The following is a 19,670-nucleotide window of genomic DNA, read 5'->3' as shown; positions in this document are numbered from 1 at the left end:
AGCACGCACCTTGTGCCATCCCTCACACAAAGCCCACTACATGCATTACCCGCCAGCCGCAGACACCATAGGGGAACACCGTTACAGGAGATCCACCTAATGGCTCAAGACTACCACCACGGCGTGCGCGTGCAGGAAATCAACGAAGGCACCCGCACCATCACCACCGTCAGCACGGCTATTGTTGGGCTGGTCTGTACCGGTGATGACGCCGACGCGAAAACCTTCCCGTTAAACACGCCCGTATTACTCACCGACGTATTGACCGCCAGCGGTAAAGCCGGAGAATCAGGCACCCTGGCCCGTTCACTCGACGCCATCGGCGATCAGACAAAGCCCGTTACCATCGTTGTGCGTGTCGCCCAGGGTGAAACCGAAGCGGAAACCACTACCAACATCATCGGCGGCGTGACCACCGAAGGCAAAAAAACCGGCATGAAAGCCTTGTTGGCCGCGCAAAGCCAGCTTGGCGTAAAACCCCGCATTTTGGGTGTGCCTGGTCATGATAATGAGGCCGTAGCCTCCGAATTACTGGCTATCGCGCAAAGTCTGCGCGGTTTCGCGTACCTGAGTGCCTACGGCTGTAAAACCGTGGCCGAATCCATCGACTACCGTAAAAATTTCAGCCAGCGTGAAGCCATGCTGATTTGGCCAGACTTCCTGAGCTGGGATAACGTGACCAACGCATCAGCAACCGCCTACGCAACGGCCCGCGCGTTGGGGCTACGCGCCAAGATTGATGAGCAAACCGGTTGGCACAAAACCCTGTCAAACGTGGGCGTCAACGGCGTGACCGGCATCAGTGCTGACGTGTATTGGGATTTGCAGGATACGGCCACCGACGCCAATCTGCTGAACCAAAACGACGTCACCACGTTGATCCGCAAAGATGGATTCCGTTTCTGGGGTTCCCGCACCTGCTCAGATGATCCGCTGTTCCAGTTTGAGAACTACACCCGCACCGCGCAGGTGTTGGCTGACACCATGGCCGAAGCGCAAATGTGGGCCGTTGATCAGCCGATGCACCCTTCCCTGGCCAAAGACATTATCGAAGGTATCAAGGCCAAATTCCGTGAGCTGAAATCCGGCGGCTACATTATCGACGGCGATTGCTGGATGGATGATGCGGCCAACGATAAAGACACGTTGAAGGCGGGCAAGCTGATCCTGGACTACAACTACACGCCCGTGCCGCCGCTGGAAAATCTGCTGCTGCGCCAGCGTATCACCGACCAGTATCTGATGAATTTCACTCAGAACGTGAACAGCTAAGGGGGACGCGATGGCCTTACCACGCAAACTGAAATTCCTGAACTTATTCAACGACGCCAACAACTATCAAGGCGTAGTTGAAGAAATCACCCTGCCGAAACTGACGCGAAAGCTTGAACAGTATCGCGGTGGCGGCATGAACGGCAGTGCCGGCGTTGATCTGGGGATCGATGATGGCGCGCTGGACGCAGAAATCACCCTTGGCGGCATTGAGGCTCAGCTTTATAAGCAATGGGGGATCGCCAAGGTTGATGGCGTACTGCTGCGTTTTGTTGGTTCTTTCCAGCGCGATGACACCGGCGAAATTGTCGCCGTGGAAGTGGTCATGCGCGGTCGTTTTTCTGAGTTTGATTTTGGCAACTACAAGCAGGGTGACAACACACAAACCAAACTCAGCGCCAAGAATACCTATTACAAGCTGACGATGGACGGCGCTGTCTTGCTTGAAATCGACGTGGTGAACATGATCGAAATCGTGGATGGCGTCGATCGGCTGGCAGAACATCGCCGCGCTATCGGCCTGTAACCGTTCTGCCCACTTGCACAGGTGTTTCCGTGGCCCCGGTCTGGGGCCGGTAAACCAGACAAAATGAAGGTTAAACAATGAAAAGCGACAAAACTGTAAACACTGAAATTGATGATGGCCAGGGCAATGCCGTTACCGAATTGTTGAACAAACCGGTGATCCTGGACGTCCCAGTCCTGCGCGGCACCACGCAGATCACCGAAGTGACCGTCAACAAGCCAAATGCTGGCGCATTGCGTGGTACCCGTTTGCAGGCTTTGATTGATACTGATGTCAATTCACTGATCACCGTGTTACCGCGTATCACTTCCCCGGCCCTGACGGCTAACGAAGTCTCCAGCCTGGATCCGGCAGACCTGTATCAGTTGTCCCAAGCGTTGGCACTTTTTTTCTTACCGAGTTCGGTCAGATCCGATTTCCTCAACAGCTAACCGTCGAAGACCTGACGGCGGACATTGCCGCCGTTTTCCACTGGCCGCCAACCGTTACCGACCTGATGCCGCTGGCCGAGCTGTTGGAATGGCGGCACAGAGCCATTATCCGCAGCGGGGCAAGTGATGAGTGACAAAAACCTCCGATTGCAGGTTTTACTGAGTGCGGTCGATAAAATCACCCGCCCGTTTAAATCCATGCAGGCCAGCAATAAAGCGCTGGCCGCGTCGGTTAAAGCCACAAAAGACCAGTTAAAACAGCTTGATACTCAAGCCGGGAAAATTGACGGTTTCCGCAAGACAAAAAACCAGGTTGCCGCCGCCGCGCAGGCGTTGAACACGGCCCGCGATAAAGCGCGCGATCTGGCCATTGCATTGAAATCCACTGACGGCCCGACCGCCAAGCAGGCCCGCCAATTTCAGAAAGCGAGGGAAGAAGCGGCCAAGCTTCAACAGAAATTCGCGGATTTACGGCTTTCACTGCAAAACCAGCGTACCGCCCTGCAAAACAGCGGCGTGGCAACAAATCGATTGGGTGAGGCTCAGCGTTCTCTGCGGTCAAACATCACCGGGGTGACGGGTGCATTAGCCGCACAGCAGAAACGATTAGACCAGCAGGCCCAGCAGCAAAAGCGGCTGAATGCCGCGCGCCACCAGTTTGATGAAAGCAATCAGCGCAAAGTGATGGCCGCCGGGGTGGGCTATACATCAATGGCCACCGGGCGCGCCATGGGCCGGGGACTGGTTGACGCCCTGCATGTGGGCTATGACTTCGATGCGATGATGAGTAAAACCCAGGCAGTGACGCGCATCCCAACCAAAGCCGATCCGCAAATGCAGTCATTAAGGCACCAGGCGCGAACCTTGCCGCTATCGTCAAAATTCACCGATCTCCAGGTTGCCGAGGGGCAATATTTCCTTGGCAGAACAGGCTATTCACCCCAGCAAGTTTTAAAAGCGATGCCGGGGATGTTGAATCTGGCCGCTGCCGGTGACATTGACCTTGGCACCACCGCCGATATTGCGTCAAACATCCAAACCGCCATGGGGATCCCTGCGGAAAAAATGGACAGGGTGGCCGACGTGCTAACCGCCCTGTTTACCCGTAACAACGTTGATATTCCCATGCTGGGCGAATCACTGAAATATTCCGCCAGTGTGGGGCGTGAGTACGGGCAAAGCCTGGAAACCGTATCCGCTGCCACGGCCATTATGGGTAATGCCGGCATTCAGGGGAGCCAGGCGGGTACAGCGATGCGTGCCATTCTAAGCCGTATCGGTAACAGCCCCACGGTTAAAAAGCTGGGCGTAACAACCAAAGATAGAGACGGCAACATGCGTGATTTGGTCGATATTCTAAAAGATATCGACAAAAAAACGTCAAAAATGGGGAACGTCGATCGCGGCAAGATTTTTAAAGACATTGCCGGCATGTATGCCGTCACCGGATTTGGTGAGCTGATGCGGGCAGTGTCAGACGGCAAGCTGCAACAGATGCGCGGCGCGCCAGGTGAGTACGACGGGGAGGCCCGGCGGGTTTCCAATACCATGCTGGATAACATGAAAGGCGACATGACGATGTTACATGCCGCTCTGGAAAATATCAGCGTTGAATTATTTGAAAAAAATGACGCCTGGCTGCGCAAAACAGCAAAAGGCATCAGCAACTTTTTACATGGCGTTGCTGAGTTCCTGAAAGCACATCCAAAAATCAGCGCCGCCCTCGTAAAGCTTGGCGCAGCGGCCGCCATTTCAACCACCGTTTTCGGTACGTTGGCCATCGCCGTTGTCGGTCTGTTGGGGCCGTTCGCCCTACTCCGATTCAGCACACGCATGTTGGGGATCCGCCTGCTGCCCAACCTGTCACTCAGCATGCTGAAATTTGCCAGCACCACCCCGATCACCACAAAACAGGTTGGTAGTTTCAGCCGTTCACTGCTGGAAGCGGGAAAGAATGCACTGACATTTTCTAAACAGCACCTTGGCAGCGCCGGGCGCGCCGTCGCGTCTTTCGCATCATCACCGCTACAAACTGCAACCAAAGGAATTAAGGGGATTGGCCGCGTGTTTACCTGGCTGGCAACATCCCCGTTACGGTTCCTGCGTTTTGCCCTGGGCGGTCTGGGGAGCATGTTCGGTATTTTGGTTAGCCCACTTGGGTTAATTGCTGCTGCCATCGTCGGCGCGGGCCTGTTGATTTATAAATATTGGAATCCGATCAAAGCATTCCTGGGCGGCGTGGTTGACGGTTTCAAAGCGGCGGCGGCCCCCATCAAAGACGCCTTTGCGCCACTGATGCCGGTATTCACCTGGATTGGCGACAAGATTAAGGCCCTGTGGGGCTGGTTTACCGATCTGCTAACCCCGGTGAAGTCGACAAAAGACAACCTGAACAGTGCCGCATCGGCGGGGAAAAAGTTCGGCGAGTTTCTGGCATCAGGCATTGAATTAGCGCTTACACCACTAAAATTACTCACAGATTCAATTAAGTGGGTTTTAGACAAGCTGGATGAAGTTAAAACCAAATCGGATAAAACCCGCCTATTAGCACAGACAAACCCCGGCGTTGCCGATGCTGCCCGCCGGGCCGGTGTGGTCATGACGCCAGGCCCACAAGGCAATTCAGCGGCAGCAATACGCAATAGGTATACCGGTGAGCACGATAACGGCGGCAGGATCCCTCTGGGGAAATTTGGCGTGGTGGGTGAGTATGGCCCGGAAATTGTCAACGGGCCGGCGAATGTCACCAGTCGCAAGAATACCGCCGCCATGGCGGCAGTTGCCGCGTTATTTATGGGTGGCCCTGCCACCGCTGCGGACGCCCCCTTGCATCCCTACAGCCTACCGGGGAGCCAATACCCGCGCGGGGCAACTTCATCGCATCACCAGGGCGGTGATACCTACATCGACATTCACGCCCCTATTCAGATTATCGCTCAGGCCCACCACACCCCGCAGGACATTGCGCGGGAAGTCGCTCGGCAATTGGATGCACGAGAACGGCAGGCAAGATCCAGAGCGAACAGCAGTTTTAATGATATCGAGTGAGGACGATCATTATGATGATGGCATTAGGCATGTTTGTGTTCATGCTACAAACCGTTCCATACCAGGAGTTTCAGCACCAGATGGCCTGGCGGCATCCGACCAATAGCCGCGTCGGGCTTCGTCCACAAAGCCAGTTTTTGGGGCCGGATGATGAAACCATCACACTGAGCGGCGTTTTGCTGCCGGCATTAACCGGGGGCCGGGTTTCCCTGATGGCTATCCAATTAATGGCGGAAACCGGCAAGGCCTGGTCATTGATTGAGGGGAGCGGTGCAATACATGGCATGTTTGTGATCGAGAGCCTGAGCCGCACCAAAACTGTATTCTTTGCGGATGGCTCCGCCCGTCGTATTGAGTTCACTATCACGCTCAAGCGAACTGATGAAGGACTAAAAGACATGTTCGGCGATTTGTCTCAGCAATTTGAAGACCTGGCCGAGCAGGTTTCCGATACCGTCGGCGGGTACCTGTCATGAGCCTGATCGATACGTTAGACAAACTCGGCGGCGACAATACCCCGGCATACTCGCTTAGCATTGAGGGCGTTGATATCTCCGGGGAGGTGAAAGAAAAATTAATCAACCTGACGCTAACGGATAACCGGGGCTTTGAGGCTGACCAGATCAATATTGAGCTTGACGATAGCGAAGGCAATTTGAAGCTGCCCCGCCGTGGTGTCAGTCTGGCTGTTGCACTTGGCTGGAAAGATACCGGGGTGATCGATAAAGGGACGTTTGTCGTTGATGAAATCGGCCATGCTGGCGCACCTGACGTATTGACCATAACAGCCCGCAGTGCCGATTTTCGGCAAACATTGAACGTGCAGCGCGATGCCTCTTATCATAAAAAAACTATAGGGGACATTGTCCGAACCATTGCAGGCCGCAACAAGCTGGCGGCGGTCATCAATAAGAATGTGGCAGACATTCAGATCGGACATATCGACCAAACTACCGAGTCAGACGGGAGTTTTATCACCCGACTGGCAAAAGAGAATGGCGCTGTGGCCGCCATAAAAAACGGCAATCTGCTGTTTTTTAAGCAGGGGCAAAACATGACCGCCGGGGGGAAACCGATCCCGGCAATCATCATTAATCGTCAGTCAGGTGATAGCCATCAATTCACGCTAACCGATCGGGGAGCTTATACCGGCGTTGTGGCCAACTGGCTGAATACCCGCACAGCGAAAAGCGAACAGGTGAAGGTTAAACGCCGTCGCGTAAAAAAACCGGCTGTTATTGATGAAAAACAGGGGGAATACCTGATCGGCAGTGATGAAAATGTGTTGGTACTGCGTCACACCTACGCATCAAAATATAATGCACAGCGCGCGGCAAAGGCCAACTGGGAACGTATTCAGCGTGGTGTTGCGACCTTCTCTATTCAGCTTGCGCGTGGACGTGCAGACATTTACCCGGAAGCACCGGTCACTGTTTCAGGTTTTAAAAAAGAGATTGATGAGGCCAATTGGACGTTGGTTAAGGTTACTCATGCGCTGAACAACAGCGGATTTACAACCGCTCTCGATTTGGAGGTCAAGATTGATGATCTGGAAATGGAGTGATGCAAAACAGCAATAATTGTGCATAATTATTAGCAATACTGACCATAGTCAGGGCATCTCGGAGAATCCCGCCATGATGCATTGCCCGCTTTGCGGCCAGGCCGCACACACCCGATCATCAAGCTATATCACCTCAACCACCAAAGAACGTTACAACCAGTGCACCAACATCAATTGTGGGGGCACATTCGTAAGTCATGAAACTTTTACCCGCATGATTTCCCAACCGCAAACAGTGGATCCCGTCCAACCTCACCCACAAAGCAGCGGCCAAACTGCATTAGTATTTGGTTAAATGCCTCAAACAAAAACGCCCGCAAATGCGGGCGTTAATGTGTGATAAATAAAGTCACTTAATAGAAAGTGCAGGCAGGACATGCTGCGGATCTCGCTCAATCGCACGCAGCAATGCTTTGGCCGGGCCGGTAGGTTCCCGTCTGCCCTGCTCCCAATTTTTAAGCGTACCCACGCTGACAGAAATCAGCGCGGCAAAAACAGGCTGGGATAAACCGGTAGCCTGGCGGATATTTTTTACTTGGACGGCGCTGACATTAAATTCACGGGAAGGCACGCGCTCCCCATCAAGGATTTCATTCATTTGCGTCATGCTTTCTTTCAAGCGATCGAACAGTTTAACGTCCATAGTTACCACCTCTCATTCAATGCGCGAAGGGCGCGTTTTTCATCCGCAGACAAATCATCTTTAATGCCCTTTTTGTAGATCAACAACAGACGGATCTGAGATTCGGACAACTTATAATAATAAATGACCCGCACACCGCCACGCTTCCCTTTGCCACCGCTAGCCCAACGAACCTTGCGTAATCCGCCGGTTTCTTTGATCACATCGCCTGCGGTTGGGTTCTCGGCAAGATGAAGCTGAAACTCTCGATACTCTTCATCACTGAGTAGCGTCAGAACATCCTCTGTAAAAATCGGGGTTTCTATAAATATCATCTTATATGCGTCAGTGGCGTATACCGTAAACACATATTATCACCAGCGCGGTGTAAGTCAATGGCGCATAGTTAGATGTTAACCGGGGAGGGATGAAAATATTTGCTGCCATCGTGCTGCCATTTTGCTGCCACTTGACGTTTTTCAGGCACAAAAAAACCGCCTTCCGGCGGTCACGACATTACTACTTATTGCTTGTTATTCTTGAATTTATTTTCCTGGTACCCGGGGCGGGACTTGAACCCGCACAGCCATAAGCCGAGGGATTTTAAATCCCTTGTGTCTACCGATTTCACCACCCGGGCTCGGGAAAATTGGAGGCGCGTTCCGGAGTCGAACCGGACTAGACGGATTTGCAATCCGCTACATAACCGCTTTGTTAACGCGCCTAAATTCTATTTGCCTTTTACAGGCTAAAGCTCGTAAAACACCAGCTTTATTAAATTTGGAGCGGGAAACGAGACTCGAACTCGCGACCCCGACCTTGGCAAGGTCGTGCTCTACCAACTGAGCTATTCCCGCATTAATCAGAACTTACTGATTTTTTTGCTATCTTTCGGCAAATCACTGCTGCCGTCTGATGCGATGCATTCTACTTACCTGACGTAATGAGTCAATAAAATTGTTGGCTCATTACGTTTGTTTGACGATTTTTGCAGCGCTTTGATCAGGGTTCCAGCAAATCTTTGCGGGCAGCGTTCAAATATTGGAACATTGACCAGAAAGTCAGCACCGCCGCGATGTACAACAAACCAAAGGACACATACTCAACGGTCCGGTCCGGGCGCCACAGCAACCCGACCAGCGACATCATTTGCGCCATGGTTTTCACTTTACCAATCCAGGACACCGCCACGCTGCTGCGCTTACCGATCTCCGCCATCCACTCACGCAGTGACGAGATGATAATTTCACGGGCAATCATGGTCGCCGCAGGCAGGGTAATCCACCAGACATGGTAGTGTTCTGCCACCAGTACCAGCGCCACAGCCACCATCACCTTGTCCGCCACCGGGTCGAGGAACGCCCCAAAACGGGTAGTTTGCTTCCAGCGACGGGCGAGGAAACCATCAAACCAGTCGGTTATGGCAGCAAACACAAAGATGACGGCGCAAACCATCGGAGCCCAGGTGAACGGCAGATAAAATGCCAGAACAAAGAATGGGATCAGAACTACGCGAAACAGAGTAAGCCAAGTCGGTATATTCAATTGCATAATGCTACGGTAACTATCTGGCTGGAGTGGGAATTAAGAGTATGTTGCTACATTGCCCTCAGTGTTTCAATGCATTGTAGATCTTTTCTGCCAATGCTTGTGAAATACCCGGCACTTTTGCAATTTCCTCAACGCTGGCGTTCAATAATGGTTGAAGTCCGCCCATATACTTCAACAGCACCTGTCGCCGTTTTGGTCCAACGCCGTCGATCAGTTCCAACGCGCTGGTATTTCTTACTTTTGCCCTTCTCTGACGGTGCCCGGTGATCGCGTGGTTATGTGAATCATCGCGGATATGCTGGATCAGATGCAGCGCCGGTGAATCCGACGGCAGGGCAATGCCCTCACCTTCCGGCACAAAGAACAACGTCTCCAACCCGGCTTTGCGGTCAGCGCCTTTGGCGATACCAATCAGCAAAGGTTTGTTTTTATCCCAGCTCACGTTCAGCGAATTAAACACATCAATCGCCATACCTAGCTGCCCTTTACCACCATCAATAAAGATAACGTCAGGGATTTTTTTCTCTTCCAGAGCCTTACCATAGCGGCGTTTCAACACTTGCGCCATCGCCGCATAGTCATCCCCCGGTGTAATACCGGTGATATTATAGCGCCGATATTCAGAACGCAGCGGCCCATTCGCGTCAAACACCACGCAAGAAGCGACGGTTTGCTCCCCCATGGTATGGCTGATGTCGAAACACTCCATGCGGTTAATCTCGGAAAGATTCAGTACCTTCGTCAATTCCGCTAACCGCTGATGAATGGTCGACTGCTGGGAAAGCTTGGTGGTCAAGGCAGTCGCTGCATTGGTACGCGCCAGTTTAAGGTAGCGTGCGCGATCCCCTCGCGGTTTGCTCTGGATCTGGATTTTACGACCGGCCAGTTCAGAGAGCGACTCGGCCAACAGGTCTTTCTCCGGCAAGGTGAAATCCAACAGGATTTCTGCCGGCAAGGTACGCATCTGGCTGCCCTGTAGATAGAACTGACCGACAAATGTCTGTACCACTTCGCTCATTTCGGTGCCGCCCGGCACTTTGGGGAAGTAACTGCGGCTGCCCAACACTTTACCCTGGCGAATAAACAATACGTGCAGGCAGGCCATACCAGACTCGAATGCCACACCGATCACATCCAGATCGTCGCTGTTACCGGACACGAACTGACGCTCCGTCACTCTGCGTACTGCCTGGATCTGATCGCGTATCCGCGCGGCCTCTTCAAAGTTCAATGTCTTGCTGGCGTTTTCCATCCGTTCAATCAACTGATGCAGCACCTGTTGATCCTTGCCGGACAGAAACAGGCGCACATAATCCACCTGCTGGCGATACTCATCTTCACTCACCAACCCGGCGACACAGGGCCCCAGGCAACGACCGATCTGGTATTGCAAACAGGGGCGCGAGCGGTTGCGATACACGCTGTTCTCACACTGACGTATCGGGAACAGTTTCTGCAGCAGCGCCAGCGTCTCACGCACGGCATAGGAATTGGGGAATGGGCCGAAATACTCCCCCTTGGCGTGTTTGGCACCACGATGTACGGCCAGCCGTGGGTGGCTGTCCGCACTGAGGAAAATCAGCGGATAAGATTTATCGTCTCGCAAAAGAACATTGTATCGCGGCTGGTATAACTTTATGTAGTTATGTTCCAGTAATAGCGCCTCTGTTTCGGTATGCGTAACAGTTACGTCTATTTGTGCGATATTTTTAACCAACGTCTCGGTTTTACGGCTACCCACCTGCTGGCGGAAATAGCTGGCGAGGCGTTTTTTCAGATCTTTGGCTTTACCGACGTAGATAACCGTGCCAGTAGCGTCGTACATTCTGTAGACGCCAGGCTGGCTGGTTACGGTGCTTAGAAATGCTTTGGCATCAAAACGGTCACTCACTGCTTAACAACGTCTCCGCATTGAACAATCCGTGTCGGATAGCCAGGTGGGTCAATTCAACATCACCGCTGATATTCAGCTTGCTGAACATACGGTAGCGATAACTGTTCACCGTTTTAGGGCTGAGACTCAGTTGTTCCGAGATCTCGTTAACCTTTTTACCTTTGGTGATCATCAGCATAATCTGCAGCTCGCGCTCAGAAAGGCAGCTAAACGGCGTTTCCGTCTGCGGCTCCAGCTGGCTCAACGCCATTTGCTGGGCAATATCGGACGCGATATAGCGCTGTCCGGCCTGTACCGCACGAATGGCATTGACCACATCCTGTGGTGCAGCGCCCTTACTCAGGTAGCCCGCGGCCCCAGCCTGCATCACTTTGGCAGGCAATGGGTTCTCGGTATGAATAGTCAGCATGATAACTTTCACGTCGGGCGCATAACGCACAATCTTGCGCGTGGCTTCCAGCCCGCCAATACCCGGCATGTTCATATCCATAAGAACGATATCTACAGCATTGCCACGGCACCATTTCACGGCGTCTTCACCGCACTGGGCCTCCCCGACAACTTTTATACCTTTGATATCTTCAAGAATGCGTCGTATCCCTGCGCGCACCAGTTCGTGGTCATCAACAAGAAGAACGCTAATCAAGGAAAAATCTCCAAAAAGAAGGGAGTAACGCAATCAGCCTCTGTTATAGCCTGAGATATTACTTGTTTTTCAGACAAGAATGAACACAGATTAATACTTACTCCCGATTAACTTTGCGGAATGGGCCTGATTTTTGAATTTTAGCCGCCCAATGCAGCCCGATAAAACCATGGATTGCAGAGGAAAAGCCGACGATGGAAATATTACCATGTGCAGTCCTGACCTTATGATAGTGCGTCTACCCTAAACCGCAGGTAAAATCAGTGTAAGCAATCGCAACACAAATAATAGTAATGCCACTCAATGTGATTGTAATCCATTGAAACAAAACAATATGGTAACTTTGCCTTTATCTCACAGGGCTAAAACCATTGCAAAAGAAATTATTCACCCCGCGTCCGGGCACGTCAGGCAAGGGGCTAATGTTGATCATTTAAATAATCGGAACAAGTAAACAATAAACAGGCGGACAAATACTTATTAACACAGAAAAAATAACCTGGCGGTATTGTTTGGCAAGCTGATTAATTAATCAATAGTGAGTATGCACTATAATGTGAAATCGGTTAAATCCCGGATAGATACCAGGTTAACCACCACGGTCCCCGATCCAGCGCTATCAGTGCAGATGGATACCTGGATGCTATGCTATACTCCGCGCCCAGTTAAATACGCATCTGCAGGTCCGAGTGAATGACATCGGTGTGGGTGCGCATAAAAATGTACATTGCTTCAGGCTTCGGCCTCAAAAATCAGGAGAGAAAATGAGCAACGTTGATTTCACTACGTCTGCAAACCCGGAAACGCTGGCGACAGAAGTTGCCTGCCTTAAAGCCACACTGACGCTGATCCTGAAATCGATCGGTCAGGCCGATGCCGGGAAAGTCATTATCAACATGGAACGCTTTATCGCACAGATTGAAGATCCGGCCCAGGCCGAAATCTTTAAAAACAGCATCCAACAGATTAAGCACGCTTACCGTCAATAATCTGTCGCCCTTCCGGCCTGCCGTCATTGCGGGCCCGTTTCCTCAGCAGTCCCTCCCGAGTCATTGAACCCACTGGTTATTTCAGGCAATGTATTTTTATTTACGCCAGAGAGCACTATGGGCATCCTCGTTAAAGCACTGATCGGCGCGTTCGTGGTGATATTAATCGGTCTGCTTGCCAAAAGCCGCAGTTACTATATCGCCGGCCTGGTCCCTCTGTTCCCGACGTTTGCCCTGATCGCCCATTACATTGTCGGCAGCGAACGTTCAATAGAGGCACTGAGAACCACGCTGATTTTCGGTATGTGGGCCGTTTTGCCTTACCTGGTGTATCTGATCTCGCTGTATTTCTTTATCAACAGCATGAGATTGTCCTGGGCGTTGGCGGCCGCAGTGCTGTGCTGGATTGCCGCGGCGTGGCTCTTGATTACGCTATGGGGATGGTGGCAAGGGCGTTGATTGCGCCCCGCCTGAATTACGGCTTACCGGCCTGCAACACAAAGCCGCGCTGCATATCACCCGCAATGCGGAAATAGCGACTCTCACCGGCGCGCAGCGTCATTGGCAAGCGCCCGCTGGTATCACGCCAGATGCACAGGCTATTTTCGATCATATCCTGCCCAATGCTAATTTCATTATTGCCTACCGGCACCCGGAACTCGGCCTTTTCTTTGGATGCCAGCGATGCGGCAAATTCTCCGTTGATATAAACCCCGGTCCGGCAACTTCCTGCCAGCATCCCACTGTCGCGCACTACCACTACCGTGGCAAAAGGCGTTTGCGGGACATTCTGATACAGCATCAACCGGCTGGGAGGCGGTGATTCAGCCTGCTGTAAGGGAACCGCCTGAGTGGCACAGCCAGACAACAGCACGGTGGTAACGAATAACGCAGCGTAATGCTTCATCCTGAACTCCTGAAATAAACCCATCCTCATACTAGCAAGAGAACTGCCACTGACTGTAGCATCGGGACATCATCAATGAAAAATTAGGATAACTTCCAGTGAACTGGAGAAATTCTGGGAGGTAACAATACCTCGGTGCCGACCGCCTTGCCTGTCAGGCAAGGCAACCGACCACCATAAGAAGATTCTGTGGTTAGCGTATTGAAATGAGTAAGATTTTTATGATTTCTTAAAACTTAACCATGCGTTTTTTGATGTCATCACGAAATACACTGCCCACATAGTTAAAGCCATCCTCAGTCACATAGACCCGCGAGTAGCCGTTTTCTGACAGCGTCGTCACCATATAACCGGCGTTAATCATCTCCGTAGAAGGTGCATTCATAAGGGTAAGAAAACCGCGTCCTCGGCACCATTGATAAAAGCGAGTGCGGCCATAGCCAAATGAATCACCGACATCAGAAAGGTTTCTCAACCTGTCACAATCATCTGATAATGAAGGTAAATCACCACTGTCTTTAGGTATCTCTGATTTATTCGCCAAAATAAAACTCCCTTTAATTTCTTCATCATCATGATGAATCACTCATCCTTGCTGAATCTAAAAAATTTGTACATAAATTGCAATCGTATTACCGGCGAATTCAATAATGGCTTTAATTGTGATTATTTTGAAAAAGCAATATAAACATCCCAACTTTAATTCCCCACTGAATAAATATCCTTTTGCAGCCAATAATAAGAAAAAATCCTTAGGTAAATATCTTAAGGAATAAGTCGGATATATCATCAGAAAAAACTTAGCACGAATATGATAACAAATAAGTATTATTTCACTTCCAGATACTCATCCTTGCTACCCGTCACCTCAACCTTTTCTAAACAATAACTATTATCATTTCCAATTTTTGCCTCAGTTTATTACACTCACGCCCCACCTCGCCTAGGAAGATTCTTAGCGAGTGCTTTTAGGATGAAATGAAGAGTTAGGGATATCATGAAGACGTATAGATTTTTGATTTTATTACCATTAGTTACATTGACGGCCTGCACTCAATGGGAGAGAGCCGGTGCCGGGAACGCCACACGCGAGGCGGAATATGCGGAGTGCAAGGGACGAGGCTACGAACGTTTCCCCCCCGATGTGGTGAGAGATTTCGAGTTTAGCTACGAAAACCAATACCATAGCTGTGAGAAAGACAAGAAAGACTGCCCGAAAGGCTACCGTTACGATAAACAACCTTCGTTTAAAACGGTGCAAAATGATCGCAATGAAGGTGCCCGTTCGGCGACCATCGAAGCCTGTATGTATGGCAAAGGCTGGCATGAGAAAACCTATTACTGGCCACAGTAACAGGAGCAACAACGGACTTGGTGTCTGGGCCCGTTAGCACAACTTGCCGCCGGAGATGACTCATCATCACCGTGCGGCGTGCCTGAGTGCAGTTAGTTGGCTTATCCGTCAGTCTCGCTGCGCCCCAAACGGGCCAGAGTGGCGACCCTGACTGGCGTCAGCGGGACCCTCGGAGCCGGCAGTGGCCAGTCGAGTAAATGGCGTGCCGCTGTCGCACAGATTTTGCCCTGGCAAGCGCCCATACCGCAGCGGCTGCTCAACTTGGCCGCTGTCCAATCTGCAAATTCACTGCACTGATGCAAAGACACATCCTCACAACGACACAAGAGCGTTTCCGGTGTCGCCAGCGTTTTCAGCACTGGATTGAGCGCAAAGGTTCGCGCCACCGCACCGGCAAATCGCCGCCACTTATCGCATTGCGCCATCAAGGCTTGTGCCTGCGCCAGGTTGCCGGTTGCGGCATAGCCGGCAATCGCCCCCTCCGTCAACGCCAACTCGCTGCCGCCGATCCCAGTACATTCACCGGCTGCATAAATCTGTGGCTGACTGGTTTGCTGGTAAAGATCCACGGCAACCGCGTCATTTTGGATACGGCACCCCAACAACATCGCCAGTTCGATATTCGCCACCAACCCAAAACCGCAGGCCAGACGATCGCAATCTAGCGTGACCTCACGAGCCCCTTTTTGGATATGAATCGCCGTCAGTCGCTGTTCGCCCAACGCTTCCAGCACGTAGCTGTCAGGACGATAATGCCGGTTGAACAGGCTAAAGGACTGACGCAGTTTCACCGGCCAGCGCCACAAACCACCGGCAAAGGCCGCCAACCGAGCGACAGGGGCCTGTTCCGCCAACATCACCACTTCGCCACCAGCTTTCACTACGCTGGCAGCCACGGCCAACAACAGTGGCCCACTACCGGCAATGACGACCCGCTCCCCTTTGATAGACAACCCTTGCTTAATCTGCGCCTGCAATCCACCGGCCCCGGTCACCCCTGGCAGTGTCCAGCCGGGAAATGGCAGCAGAAGTTCCCGGGCACCACAGCACAGGATCAACGCTTGATAATCCACCGTCCCGCTGCCCGCCGCATCTTCATAGAGAATTTTCTGCGGCCCGCACTGGGCGACAATCTTCACGCCGTTAAGCAGCGTCACATTATCCAGCCCCCCGACAACCTGCCGATATTGCAGAGCCAGTGCCGGCAATGCCACGTTCGGCCCGTCACGCCAGATCTGCCCACCGGGGCGCAGGTTATCGTCGAGCACCAACACCGACTGACCACTCTCTGCCGCAGCACCGGCTGCCGCCAACCCTGCCGGGCCGGCTCCGATAATCAGCACATCGCACGCGAGATCACTCATTTTCTGTCCTCTCAATACGCATGCCAGGCTGGCACAACGTCTGGCACGCCAAACGCCGCACACCATTCACCGTGACGCGGCATTCCTGGCAGATGCCCATGCCGCAAAACGGCGCGCGGGGTTGCCCATTGACCGAGATGCGGCAGCTATCCCGCCCGCTCAGACTGAGCGCCGCGGCCACGCTGGAACCCTCAGGTACGCAGAGGCTTTCACCGTCAAGGGTCAATGTCAGTAAATTCTGTTTTTGGCTCATACCGGCAAGGCCTCCTTACGGAACATTCGTGCCGCCAGATAAGGGGTATCGTCAATCGCCGGTCGATGGTTATGGATCTGCGCCGTAATCAGCGCAGCACTGCCCAGCGCGGTGGTGACGCCCAGGCCTTCATGCCCCAAGGCCAGCCACAGCCAGCGATGTTGTGGATGCGGCCCGAGTAACGGCAAACCGTCTGCAGACGCGGCGCGCTGGCCGGTCCAGCAGCGGATAATGTTCATCTGCGCCAATGTGGGCAAAAAAGTGGTAGCCCGTGCCAGCATGGCGGCCAGTAACGGCATATCGATGCTGCTGTCGGGGGCATCAAACTGGCGGGAAGAGCCGATCAACAGTTGGCCTGTTGGCCTGGCCTGAACGTTAAATGCCACCGAGGTACCGTCGCTGGCGTGAGCACTGGCACCATACCCCAGCTCGACCAACTGGTGACGTACCCGTTGCGGATAGCGATCGGTGATCGCCAGATGCCCTTTCTTGGCGCGTAGCAAGGGTTGTTCCAGTAACTTGTCAGCCTGTAACCCACAGGCCACCACCACCACCGGTGCCGTCAACCGTTCGCCTCCCGTCAGCGCCACCGCCTGCTGTTCCAACGCGGTAACATCACCCACAACCACCCTGACCGCCGGTCCGGCGTCGGCCACTAACCAGCGGGCGACATTGGGCGCATAAACAATGCCGTCGCCTGGTACACGCAAGCCACCGGCCAGTCCGGGCCGCAGCATGGGTTCATGAGCAGCAACCTGCGCGGCGCTCAGTGCTTCGCTCGCCACACCGTATTCCGCCATGCGTTGCAGTTTACCTTCGGCAATCGCCATTTCATCGTCCCGCTCCGCCAGCCACAGCGTACCGCAGCCGCGCCAGGCACAGTTTTCCGGCATGCGAGTCACCAGGTTGCGCCACAGTTGCAATGAATAGGCGCTTAAAGCCAACTCGGCGGGATTATCGTCCATGCAAACCAGGTGCCCCATACCCGCCGCCGTCGCCCCGGCACGCTGGTTGTCCACCAGCAGCACTTGTAACCCTTGCTGCACCAGTTGCCAGGCGCAGGCGGCACCGATGATACCGGCGCCCACCACTATCGCATCTGCCCGTCTGTCGGCAACCATCAGCGGATCCCCCAAACGAAGGGATCGCGCTCGTCCAGCAGCAGTTGGCTGTCGGCGCAAACGTAAGCTTGCCCACGAATAAATGGAGTCACGCGATCGCCACTGCGTTGGTAATAGCCGCTGAACTGGCTGCCAATCACGCTCGCCTGGTGCCATATCTCACCCGGCTGCAATTTGCCGTCGGCCGCCAGACAGGCCAGTTTGGCGCTGGTGCCGGTACCGCAAGGCGAGCGATCATAAGCTTTGCCAGGACACAGCACGAAGTTGCGACTGTCGGCCTGCGCGTCGTCAGCAAAGAGTTCGATATGATCGATTACGCCGCCGTCTTCCCCATAAATCCCTGCGCTCTCGAGCGCCTGACGCACCGCCCAGCTAAAGGCGGTGAGCGCCTCCAGACTTTGCGTATTGATCGCCAGATGATGCTCGCCGATCAGGAAAAACCAGTTACCGCCCCAGGCGATATCCCCCACCACCGGCCCATAGCCGCTGACCTCAACCCTGACCTGTTGGCGATACCGATAGGCCGGGACGTTTTCCACCGTCACGCTGCCATCCTGATGCAAGGTGGCGTTCACCGTACCCACCGGGGTTTCTATCAGGTGCTCACCGACGCCAATTCGCCCCAGGTAGGCCAGTGAGGCCACCAGACCTATGGTGCCATGACCGCACATCCCCAAATAACCGCTGTTGTTGAAGAAAATCACCCCGGCGGCGGCCTGCGGTGAGCAAGGCTGACACAGCAAGGCTCCCACCAGCACGTCGTTACCGCGAGGTTCCAGAATGATCGCGCTACGCCAGTCGTCATACTGCTGTGCAAACAGCGCCTTGCGCTCAGCCATGCTGCCGGTGCCCAAATCGGGGAATCCTTCGACAATCAGTCGGGTGGGTTCCCCGGCGGTATGGGAATCGATCGCCCGCAGCGCGGTGAAATGCGAAGAAAGTGCCATCGGAGTCTCCTGGGTTAATGAAATGTTACCGATGGGGCTAGACTGACCGAATATGCTGACGGCGGCTTGATGGATTTCGGCGTGGCGAATGCAGAAATCAGCACAATCCTCCAGACGGGATGGTGCCGGGCCGGTACACCTCAGGGAACAAAAGTATGCAGTCATCCGCATAATTGGCAGCTAAGCTTGAAAAGTTATAAGAAAGTTAATATTGATTAAGCGCACCAAAAACGGCCTGTCCGGCCGCCTCAGACTCTGAGTCACCCAGCGGGAAAAGGTAATGCTATGCGTTTAGCCCAGGATCATCAGGTTGTTACGGCTCCTCTCCCCCTTATCGAGGAACCGGAAGAGGACATTTTTGCCGTAGAACAACTGTCCCGCTGGTGTGATGGACTGGCGCAACAACGTCCGAACACCCTGCACGATCTGCTAAATTCACTGGCTTTGATTGCACCGCTGCTCAACGCCATTCCCAACGTGGTGTTCTTCATCAAAGACCTGCAAGCGCGTTACCTGCTGGCCAACCTGACGCTGGCCAAACGTTGCGGCTTTAAAACCGTCACCCCCCTGCTGGGGAAAACCTCGGCGGACGTGTTTCCGACCCAATTAGGGTCAGGTTATACCGAGCAGGATCTGCGCGTGCTGCGCAACGGCGTACTGATCCAGGACCAACTGGAGATGCACCTGTACAGTGGGCGCGAGACCGGCTGGTGCCTGACGCAAAAGCTGGCGTTGTTCGATGCGCAGGGCAAAATCATCGGCATGGCGGGCATCTCGCACGATTTGCAGGAGGCCAAAGCCAACCACCCTGCCTATCAGCGGCTGGCGGCGATCGACGTCTATATTCGTCAACATTACGCCCGACCGATTACCCTTGAGGAATTAACCGCACTCACTGCCCTTTCCGTGGCGCAGATCGAACGTTACTGCAAACGTATTTTTCACCTCACGCCACGCCAGATGATCCACAAGGTTCGGCTGGAAAAAGCCACCGAACTGCTGGCAAGCGACTTGCCGATTACCGACATTGCCCTGCAGTGTGGCTACACCGATCACAGCGCATTCAGCCGCCAATTCAAAGCCATGACCGGGTCTACACCGCGCGACTTCCGCACCACCCTATCACCTTAACCCTATGATTTAATTTATTAACAGACTTCACTTCGGCGCTTTTAAGGTCA

The 19,670-nt window shown here is 53.3% G+C and carries 23 protein-coding genes and 3 tRNA genes; 12 read left to right on the top strand and 14 right to left on the bottom strand.

Annotation, left to right across the window (positions count from 1 at the left end; all coding sequences use genetic code 11):
- Window positions 1–99 precede the first annotated feature (99 nt).
- From NHG65_RS09175 to NHG65_RS09140, 8 genes are all read left to right on the top strand, one after another.
- Window positions 100–1,272, top strand: coding sequence for a phage tail sheath protein (locus tag NHG65_RS09175; RefSeq protein WP_499183185.1), 1,173 nt, complete (start codon window positions 100–102; stop codon window positions 1,270–1,272).
- Between the two features lie 10 nt (window positions 1,273–1,282).
- Window positions 1,283–1,798, top strand: coding sequence for a phage major tail tube protein (locus tag NHG65_RS09170; protein WP_006322489.1), 516 nt, complete (start codon window positions 1,283–1,285; stop codon window positions 1,796–1,798).
- A gap of 77 nt (window positions 1,799–1,875) precedes the next feature.
- Complete coding sequence (locus NHG65_RS09165; RefSeq protein WP_499183184.1) at window positions 1,876–2,229, top strand: phage tail assembly protein; 354 nt, start codon at window positions 1,876–1,878, stop codon at window positions 2,227–2,229.
- Window positions 2,230–2,240: 11 nt separating this feature from the next.
- Window positions 2,241–2,363 (top strand): GpE family phage tail protein, encoded by a 123-nt coding sequence (locus NHG65_RS09160; protein ID WP_112362424.1) that lies wholly within the window; start codon window positions 2,241–2,243, stop codon window positions 2,361–2,363.
- On the top strand, window positions 2,356–5,277 hold the full coding sequence (locus NHG65_RS09155; RefSeq protein WP_499183183.1) for a phage tail tape measure protein: 2,922 nt from the start codon (window positions 2,356–2,358) through the stop codon (window positions 5,275–5,277). Before NHG65_RS09160 ends, NHG65_RS09155 begins: the two co-directional genes overlap by 8 nt.
- Before the next feature lie 11 nt (window positions 5,278–5,288).
- A complete protein-coding gene (locus NHG65_RS09150; RefSeq protein ID WP_270101798.1) occupies window positions 5,289–5,753 on the top strand; it encodes a phage tail protein in 465 nt (154 codons plus the stop codon).
- Complete coding sequence (locus NHG65_RS09145) at window positions 5,750–6,841, top strand: phage late control D family protein (protein WP_499183182.1); 1,092 nt, start codon at window positions 5,750–5,752, stop codon at window positions 6,839–6,841. Before NHG65_RS09150 ends, NHG65_RS09145 begins: the two co-directional genes overlap by 4 nt.
- A 73-nt stretch (window positions 6,842–6,914) precedes the next feature.
- Entirely contained in the window at window positions 6,915–7,136 is a 222-nt protein-coding gene (locus tag NHG65_RS09140; RefSeq protein WP_261279084.1) for an ogr/Delta-like zinc finger family protein, read from the top strand.
- Between the two features lie 54 nt (window positions 7,137–7,190).
- Here NHG65_RS09140 and NHG65_RS09135 read toward each other — a convergent pair whose 3' ends face one another.
- The 8 genes from NHG65_RS09135 to uvrY all read right to left on the bottom strand — a co-directional run bounded on the left by NHG65_RS09135 (window position 7,191) and on the right by uvrY (window position 11,554).
- The gene (locus NHG65_RS09135; protein WP_261279083.1) at window positions 7,191–7,484 is read right to left on the bottom strand and encodes a helix-turn-helix domain-containing protein; all 294 of its coding nucleotides are present in this window, start codon (window positions 7,482–7,484) and stop codon (window positions 7,191–7,193) included.
- 2 nt (window positions 7,485–7,486) lie between these two features.
- Window positions 7,487–7,798 (bottom strand): type II toxin-antitoxin system RelE/ParE family toxin, encoded by a 312-nt coding sequence (locus NHG65_RS09130; protein ID WP_499183467.1) that lies wholly within the window; start codon window positions 7,796–7,798, stop codon window positions 7,487–7,489.
- A gap of 219 nt (window positions 7,799–8,017) precedes the next feature.
- A tRNA-Leu gene (locus NHG65_RS09125) sits at window positions 8,018–8,103 on the bottom strand.
- A 10-nt stretch (window positions 8,104–8,113) separates the two neighbouring features.
- Window positions 8,114–8,187: transfer RNA gene (locus tag NHG65_RS09120), tRNA-Cys, on the bottom strand.
- A 57-nt stretch (window positions 8,188–8,244) separates the two neighbouring features.
- Window positions 8,245–8,320: transfer RNA gene (locus NHG65_RS09115), tRNA-Gly, on the bottom strand.
- A 145-nt stretch (window positions 8,321–8,465) separates the two neighbouring features.
- Entirely contained in the window at window positions 8,466–9,014 is a 549-nt protein-coding gene (gene pgsA / locus NHG65_RS09110; RefSeq protein WP_017892379.1) for a CDP-diacylglycerol--glycerol-3-phosphate 3-phosphatidyltransferase, read from the bottom strand.
- Between the two features lie 58 nt (window positions 9,015–9,072).
- Entirely contained in the window at window positions 9,073–10,905 is a 1,833-nt protein-coding gene (gene uvrC / locus NHG65_RS09105) for an excinuclease ABC subunit UvrC (protein WP_099061660.1), read from the bottom strand.
- Window positions 10,898–11,554 carry a UvrY/SirA/GacA family response regulator transcription factor gene (uvrY, locus tag NHG65_RS09100; RefSeq protein ID WP_012006273.1) on the bottom strand — a complete coding sequence of 219 codons (657 nt, stop codon included), beginning with the start codon at window positions 11,552–11,554 and terminating at the stop codon, window positions 10,898–10,900. The genes uvrC and uvrY overlap by 8 nt, the downstream gene beginning before the upstream one ends.
- 764 nt (window positions 11,555–12,318) lie before the next feature.
- Between uvrY and NHG65_RS09095 the strand changes: the two genes are divergently transcribed.
- Together NHG65_RS09095 and NHG65_RS09090 are read left to right on the top strand one after the other, a co-directional pair.
- A complete protein-coding gene (locus tag NHG65_RS09095; RefSeq protein WP_006321715.1) occupies window positions 12,319–12,543 on the top strand; it encodes a DUF2594 family protein in 225 nt (74 codons plus the stop codon).
- Between the two features lie 117 nt (window positions 12,544–12,660).
- Entirely contained in the window at window positions 12,661–13,002 is a 342-nt protein-coding gene (locus NHG65_RS09090) for a GlpM family protein (protein WP_499183181.1), read from the top strand.
- A gap of 16 nt (window positions 13,003–13,018) precedes the next feature.
- Here NHG65_RS09090 and NHG65_RS09085 read toward each other — a convergent pair whose 3' ends face one another.
- Both NHG65_RS09085 and NHG65_RS09080 read right to left on the bottom strand, forming a co-directional pair.
- Window positions 13,019–13,450, bottom strand: a complete 432-nt coding sequence (locus tag NHG65_RS09085; RefSeq protein ID WP_207977685.1) for a hypothetical protein — start codon at window positions 13,448–13,450, stop codon at window positions 13,019–13,021.
- Between the two features lie 229 nt (window positions 13,451–13,679).
- Window positions 13,680–14,036, bottom strand: a complete 357-nt coding sequence (locus NHG65_RS09080; protein WP_499183180.1) for a hypothetical protein — start codon at window positions 14,034–14,036, stop codon at window positions 13,680–13,682.
- A 411-nt stretch (window positions 14,037–14,447) separates the two neighbouring features.
- Here NHG65_RS09080 and NHG65_RS09075 point away from each other — a divergent pair, with 411 nt between their 5' ends.
- Complete coding sequence (locus NHG65_RS09075) at window positions 14,448–14,804, top strand: hypothetical protein (RefSeq protein WP_085116186.1); 357 nt, start codon at window positions 14,448–14,450, stop codon at window positions 14,802–14,804.
- 101 nt (window positions 14,805–14,905) lie between these two features.
- Here the strand turns inward: NHG65_RS09075 and NHG65_RS09070 are convergent, their stop codons facing one another.
- Genes NHG65_RS09070 through NHG65_RS09055 form a run of 4 tightly spaced genes read right to left on the bottom strand, consistent with a single transcriptional unit; the run spans window position 14,906 to window position 18,489 of the window.
- Window positions 14,906–16,168 carry an NAD(P)/FAD-dependent oxidoreductase gene (locus NHG65_RS09070; RefSeq protein ID WP_283602972.1) on the bottom strand — a complete coding sequence of 421 codons (1,263 nt, stop codon included), beginning with the start codon at window positions 16,166–16,168 and terminating at the stop codon, window positions 14,906–14,908.
- Window positions 16,161–16,421, bottom strand: a complete 261-nt coding sequence (locus NHG65_RS09065) for a (2Fe-2S)-binding protein (RefSeq protein WP_099061663.1) — start codon at window positions 16,419–16,421, stop codon at window positions 16,161–16,163. Before NHG65_RS09065 ends, NHG65_RS09070 begins: the two co-directional genes overlap by 8 nt.
- On the bottom strand, window positions 16,418–17,542 hold the full coding sequence (locus tag NHG65_RS09060; RefSeq protein WP_262260892.1) for an NAD(P)/FAD-dependent oxidoreductase: 1,125 nt from the start codon (window positions 17,540–17,542) through the stop codon (window positions 16,418–16,420). The genes NHG65_RS09065 and NHG65_RS09060 overlap by 4 nt, the downstream gene beginning before the upstream one ends.
- Window positions 17,542–18,489: a 4-hydroxyproline epimerase gene (locus tag NHG65_RS09055; protein ID WP_262260894.1), complete on the bottom strand. Its 948-nt coding sequence runs from the start codon at window positions 18,487–18,489 to the stop codon at window positions 17,542–17,544. The genes NHG65_RS09060 and NHG65_RS09055 overlap by 1 nt, the downstream gene beginning before the upstream one ends.
- 285 nt (window positions 18,490–18,774) lie before the next feature.
- On the opposite strand from NHG65_RS09055, the gene NHG65_RS09050 reads away from it, so the two are divergent.
- Window positions 18,775–19,620, top strand: a complete 846-nt coding sequence (locus NHG65_RS09050; protein ID WP_262260895.1) for an AraC family transcriptional regulator — start codon at window positions 18,775–18,777, stop codon at window positions 19,618–19,620.
- Window positions 19,621–19,670: the final 50 nt, after the last annotated feature.

The sequence above is a fragment of the Serratia myotis genome, from assembly GCF_027474885.1.
Taxonomy (GTDB): domain Bacteria; phylum Pseudomonadota; class Gammaproteobacteria; order Enterobacterales; family Enterobacteriaceae; genus Serratia; species Serratia proteamaculans.
The sequence above is the reverse complement of the archived record's forward strand: the minus strand, read 5'-3'. Positions and strand labels throughout refer to the sequence as shown.

Coding starts and splice junctions, on each gene's coding strand:
- NHG65_RS09175 (WP_499183185.1), top strand. CDS start 100: ATGGCTCAAGACTACCACCACGGCGTGCGCGTGCAGGAAATCAACGAA.
- NHG65_RS09170 (WP_006322489.1), top strand. CDS start 1,283: ATGGCCTTACCACGCAAACTGAAATTCCTGAACTTATTCAACGACGCC.
- NHG65_RS09165 (WP_499183184.1), top strand. CDS start 1,876: ATGAAAAGCGACAAAACTGTAAACACTGAAATTGATGATGGCCAGGGC.
- NHG65_RS09155 (WP_499183183.1), top strand. CDS start 2,356: ATGAGTGACAAAAACCTCCGATTGCAGGTTTTACTGAGTGCGGTCGAT.
- NHG65_RS09150 (WP_270101798.1), top strand. CDS start 5,289: ATGATGATGGCATTAGGCATGTTTGTGTTCATGCTACAAACCGTTCCA.
- NHG65_RS09145 (WP_499183182.1), top strand. CDS start 5,750: ATGAGCCTGATCGATACGTTAGACAAACTCGGCGGCGACAATACCCCG.
- NHG65_RS09140 (WP_261279084.1), top strand. CDS start 6,915: ATGATGCATTGCCCGCTTTGCGGCCAGGCCGCACACACCCGATCATCA.
- NHG65_RS09135 (WP_261279083.1), bottom strand. CDS start 7,484: ATGGACGTTAAACTGTTCGATCGCTTGAAAGAAAGCATGACGCAAATG.
- NHG65_RS09130 (WP_499183467.1), bottom strand. CDS start 7,798: ATGATATTTATAGAAACCCCGATTTTTACAGAGGATGTTCTGACGCTA.
- pgsA (WP_017892379.1), bottom strand. CDS start 9,014: ATGCAATTGAATATACCGACTTGGCTTACTCTGTTTCGCGTAGTTCTG.
- NHG65_RS09095 (WP_006321715.1), top strand. CDS start 12,319: ATGAGCAACGTTGATTTCACTACGTCTGCAAACCCGGAAACGCTGGCG.
- NHG65_RS09090 (WP_499183181.1), top strand. CDS start 12,661: ATGGGCATCCTCGTTAAAGCACTGATCGGCGCGTTCGTGGTGATATTA.
- NHG65_RS09085 (WP_207977685.1), bottom strand. CDS start 13,450: ATGAAGCATTACGCTGCGTTATTCGTTACCACCGTGCTGTTGTCTGGC.
- NHG65_RS09075 (WP_085116186.1), top strand. CDS start 14,448: ATGAAGACGTATAGATTTTTGATTTTATTACCATTAGTTACATTGACG.
- NHG65_RS09070 (WP_283602972.1), bottom strand. CDS start 16,168: ATGAGTGATCTCGCGTGCGATGTGCTGATTATCGGAGCCGGCCCGGCA.
- NHG65_RS09065 (WP_099061663.1), bottom strand. CDS start 16,421: ATGAGCCAAAAACAGAATTTACTGACATTGACCCTTGACGGTGAAAGC.
- NHG65_RS09060 (WP_262260892.1), bottom strand. CDS start 17,542: ATGGTTGCCGACAGACGGGCAGATGCGATAGTGGTGGGCGCCGGTATC.
- NHG65_RS09055 (WP_262260894.1), bottom strand. CDS start 18,489: ATGGCACTTTCTTCGCATTTCACCGCGCTGCGGGCGATCGATTCCCAT.
- NHG65_RS09050 (WP_262260895.1), top strand. CDS start 18,775: ATGCGTTTAGCCCAGGATCATCAGGTTGTTACGGCTCCTCTCCCCCTT.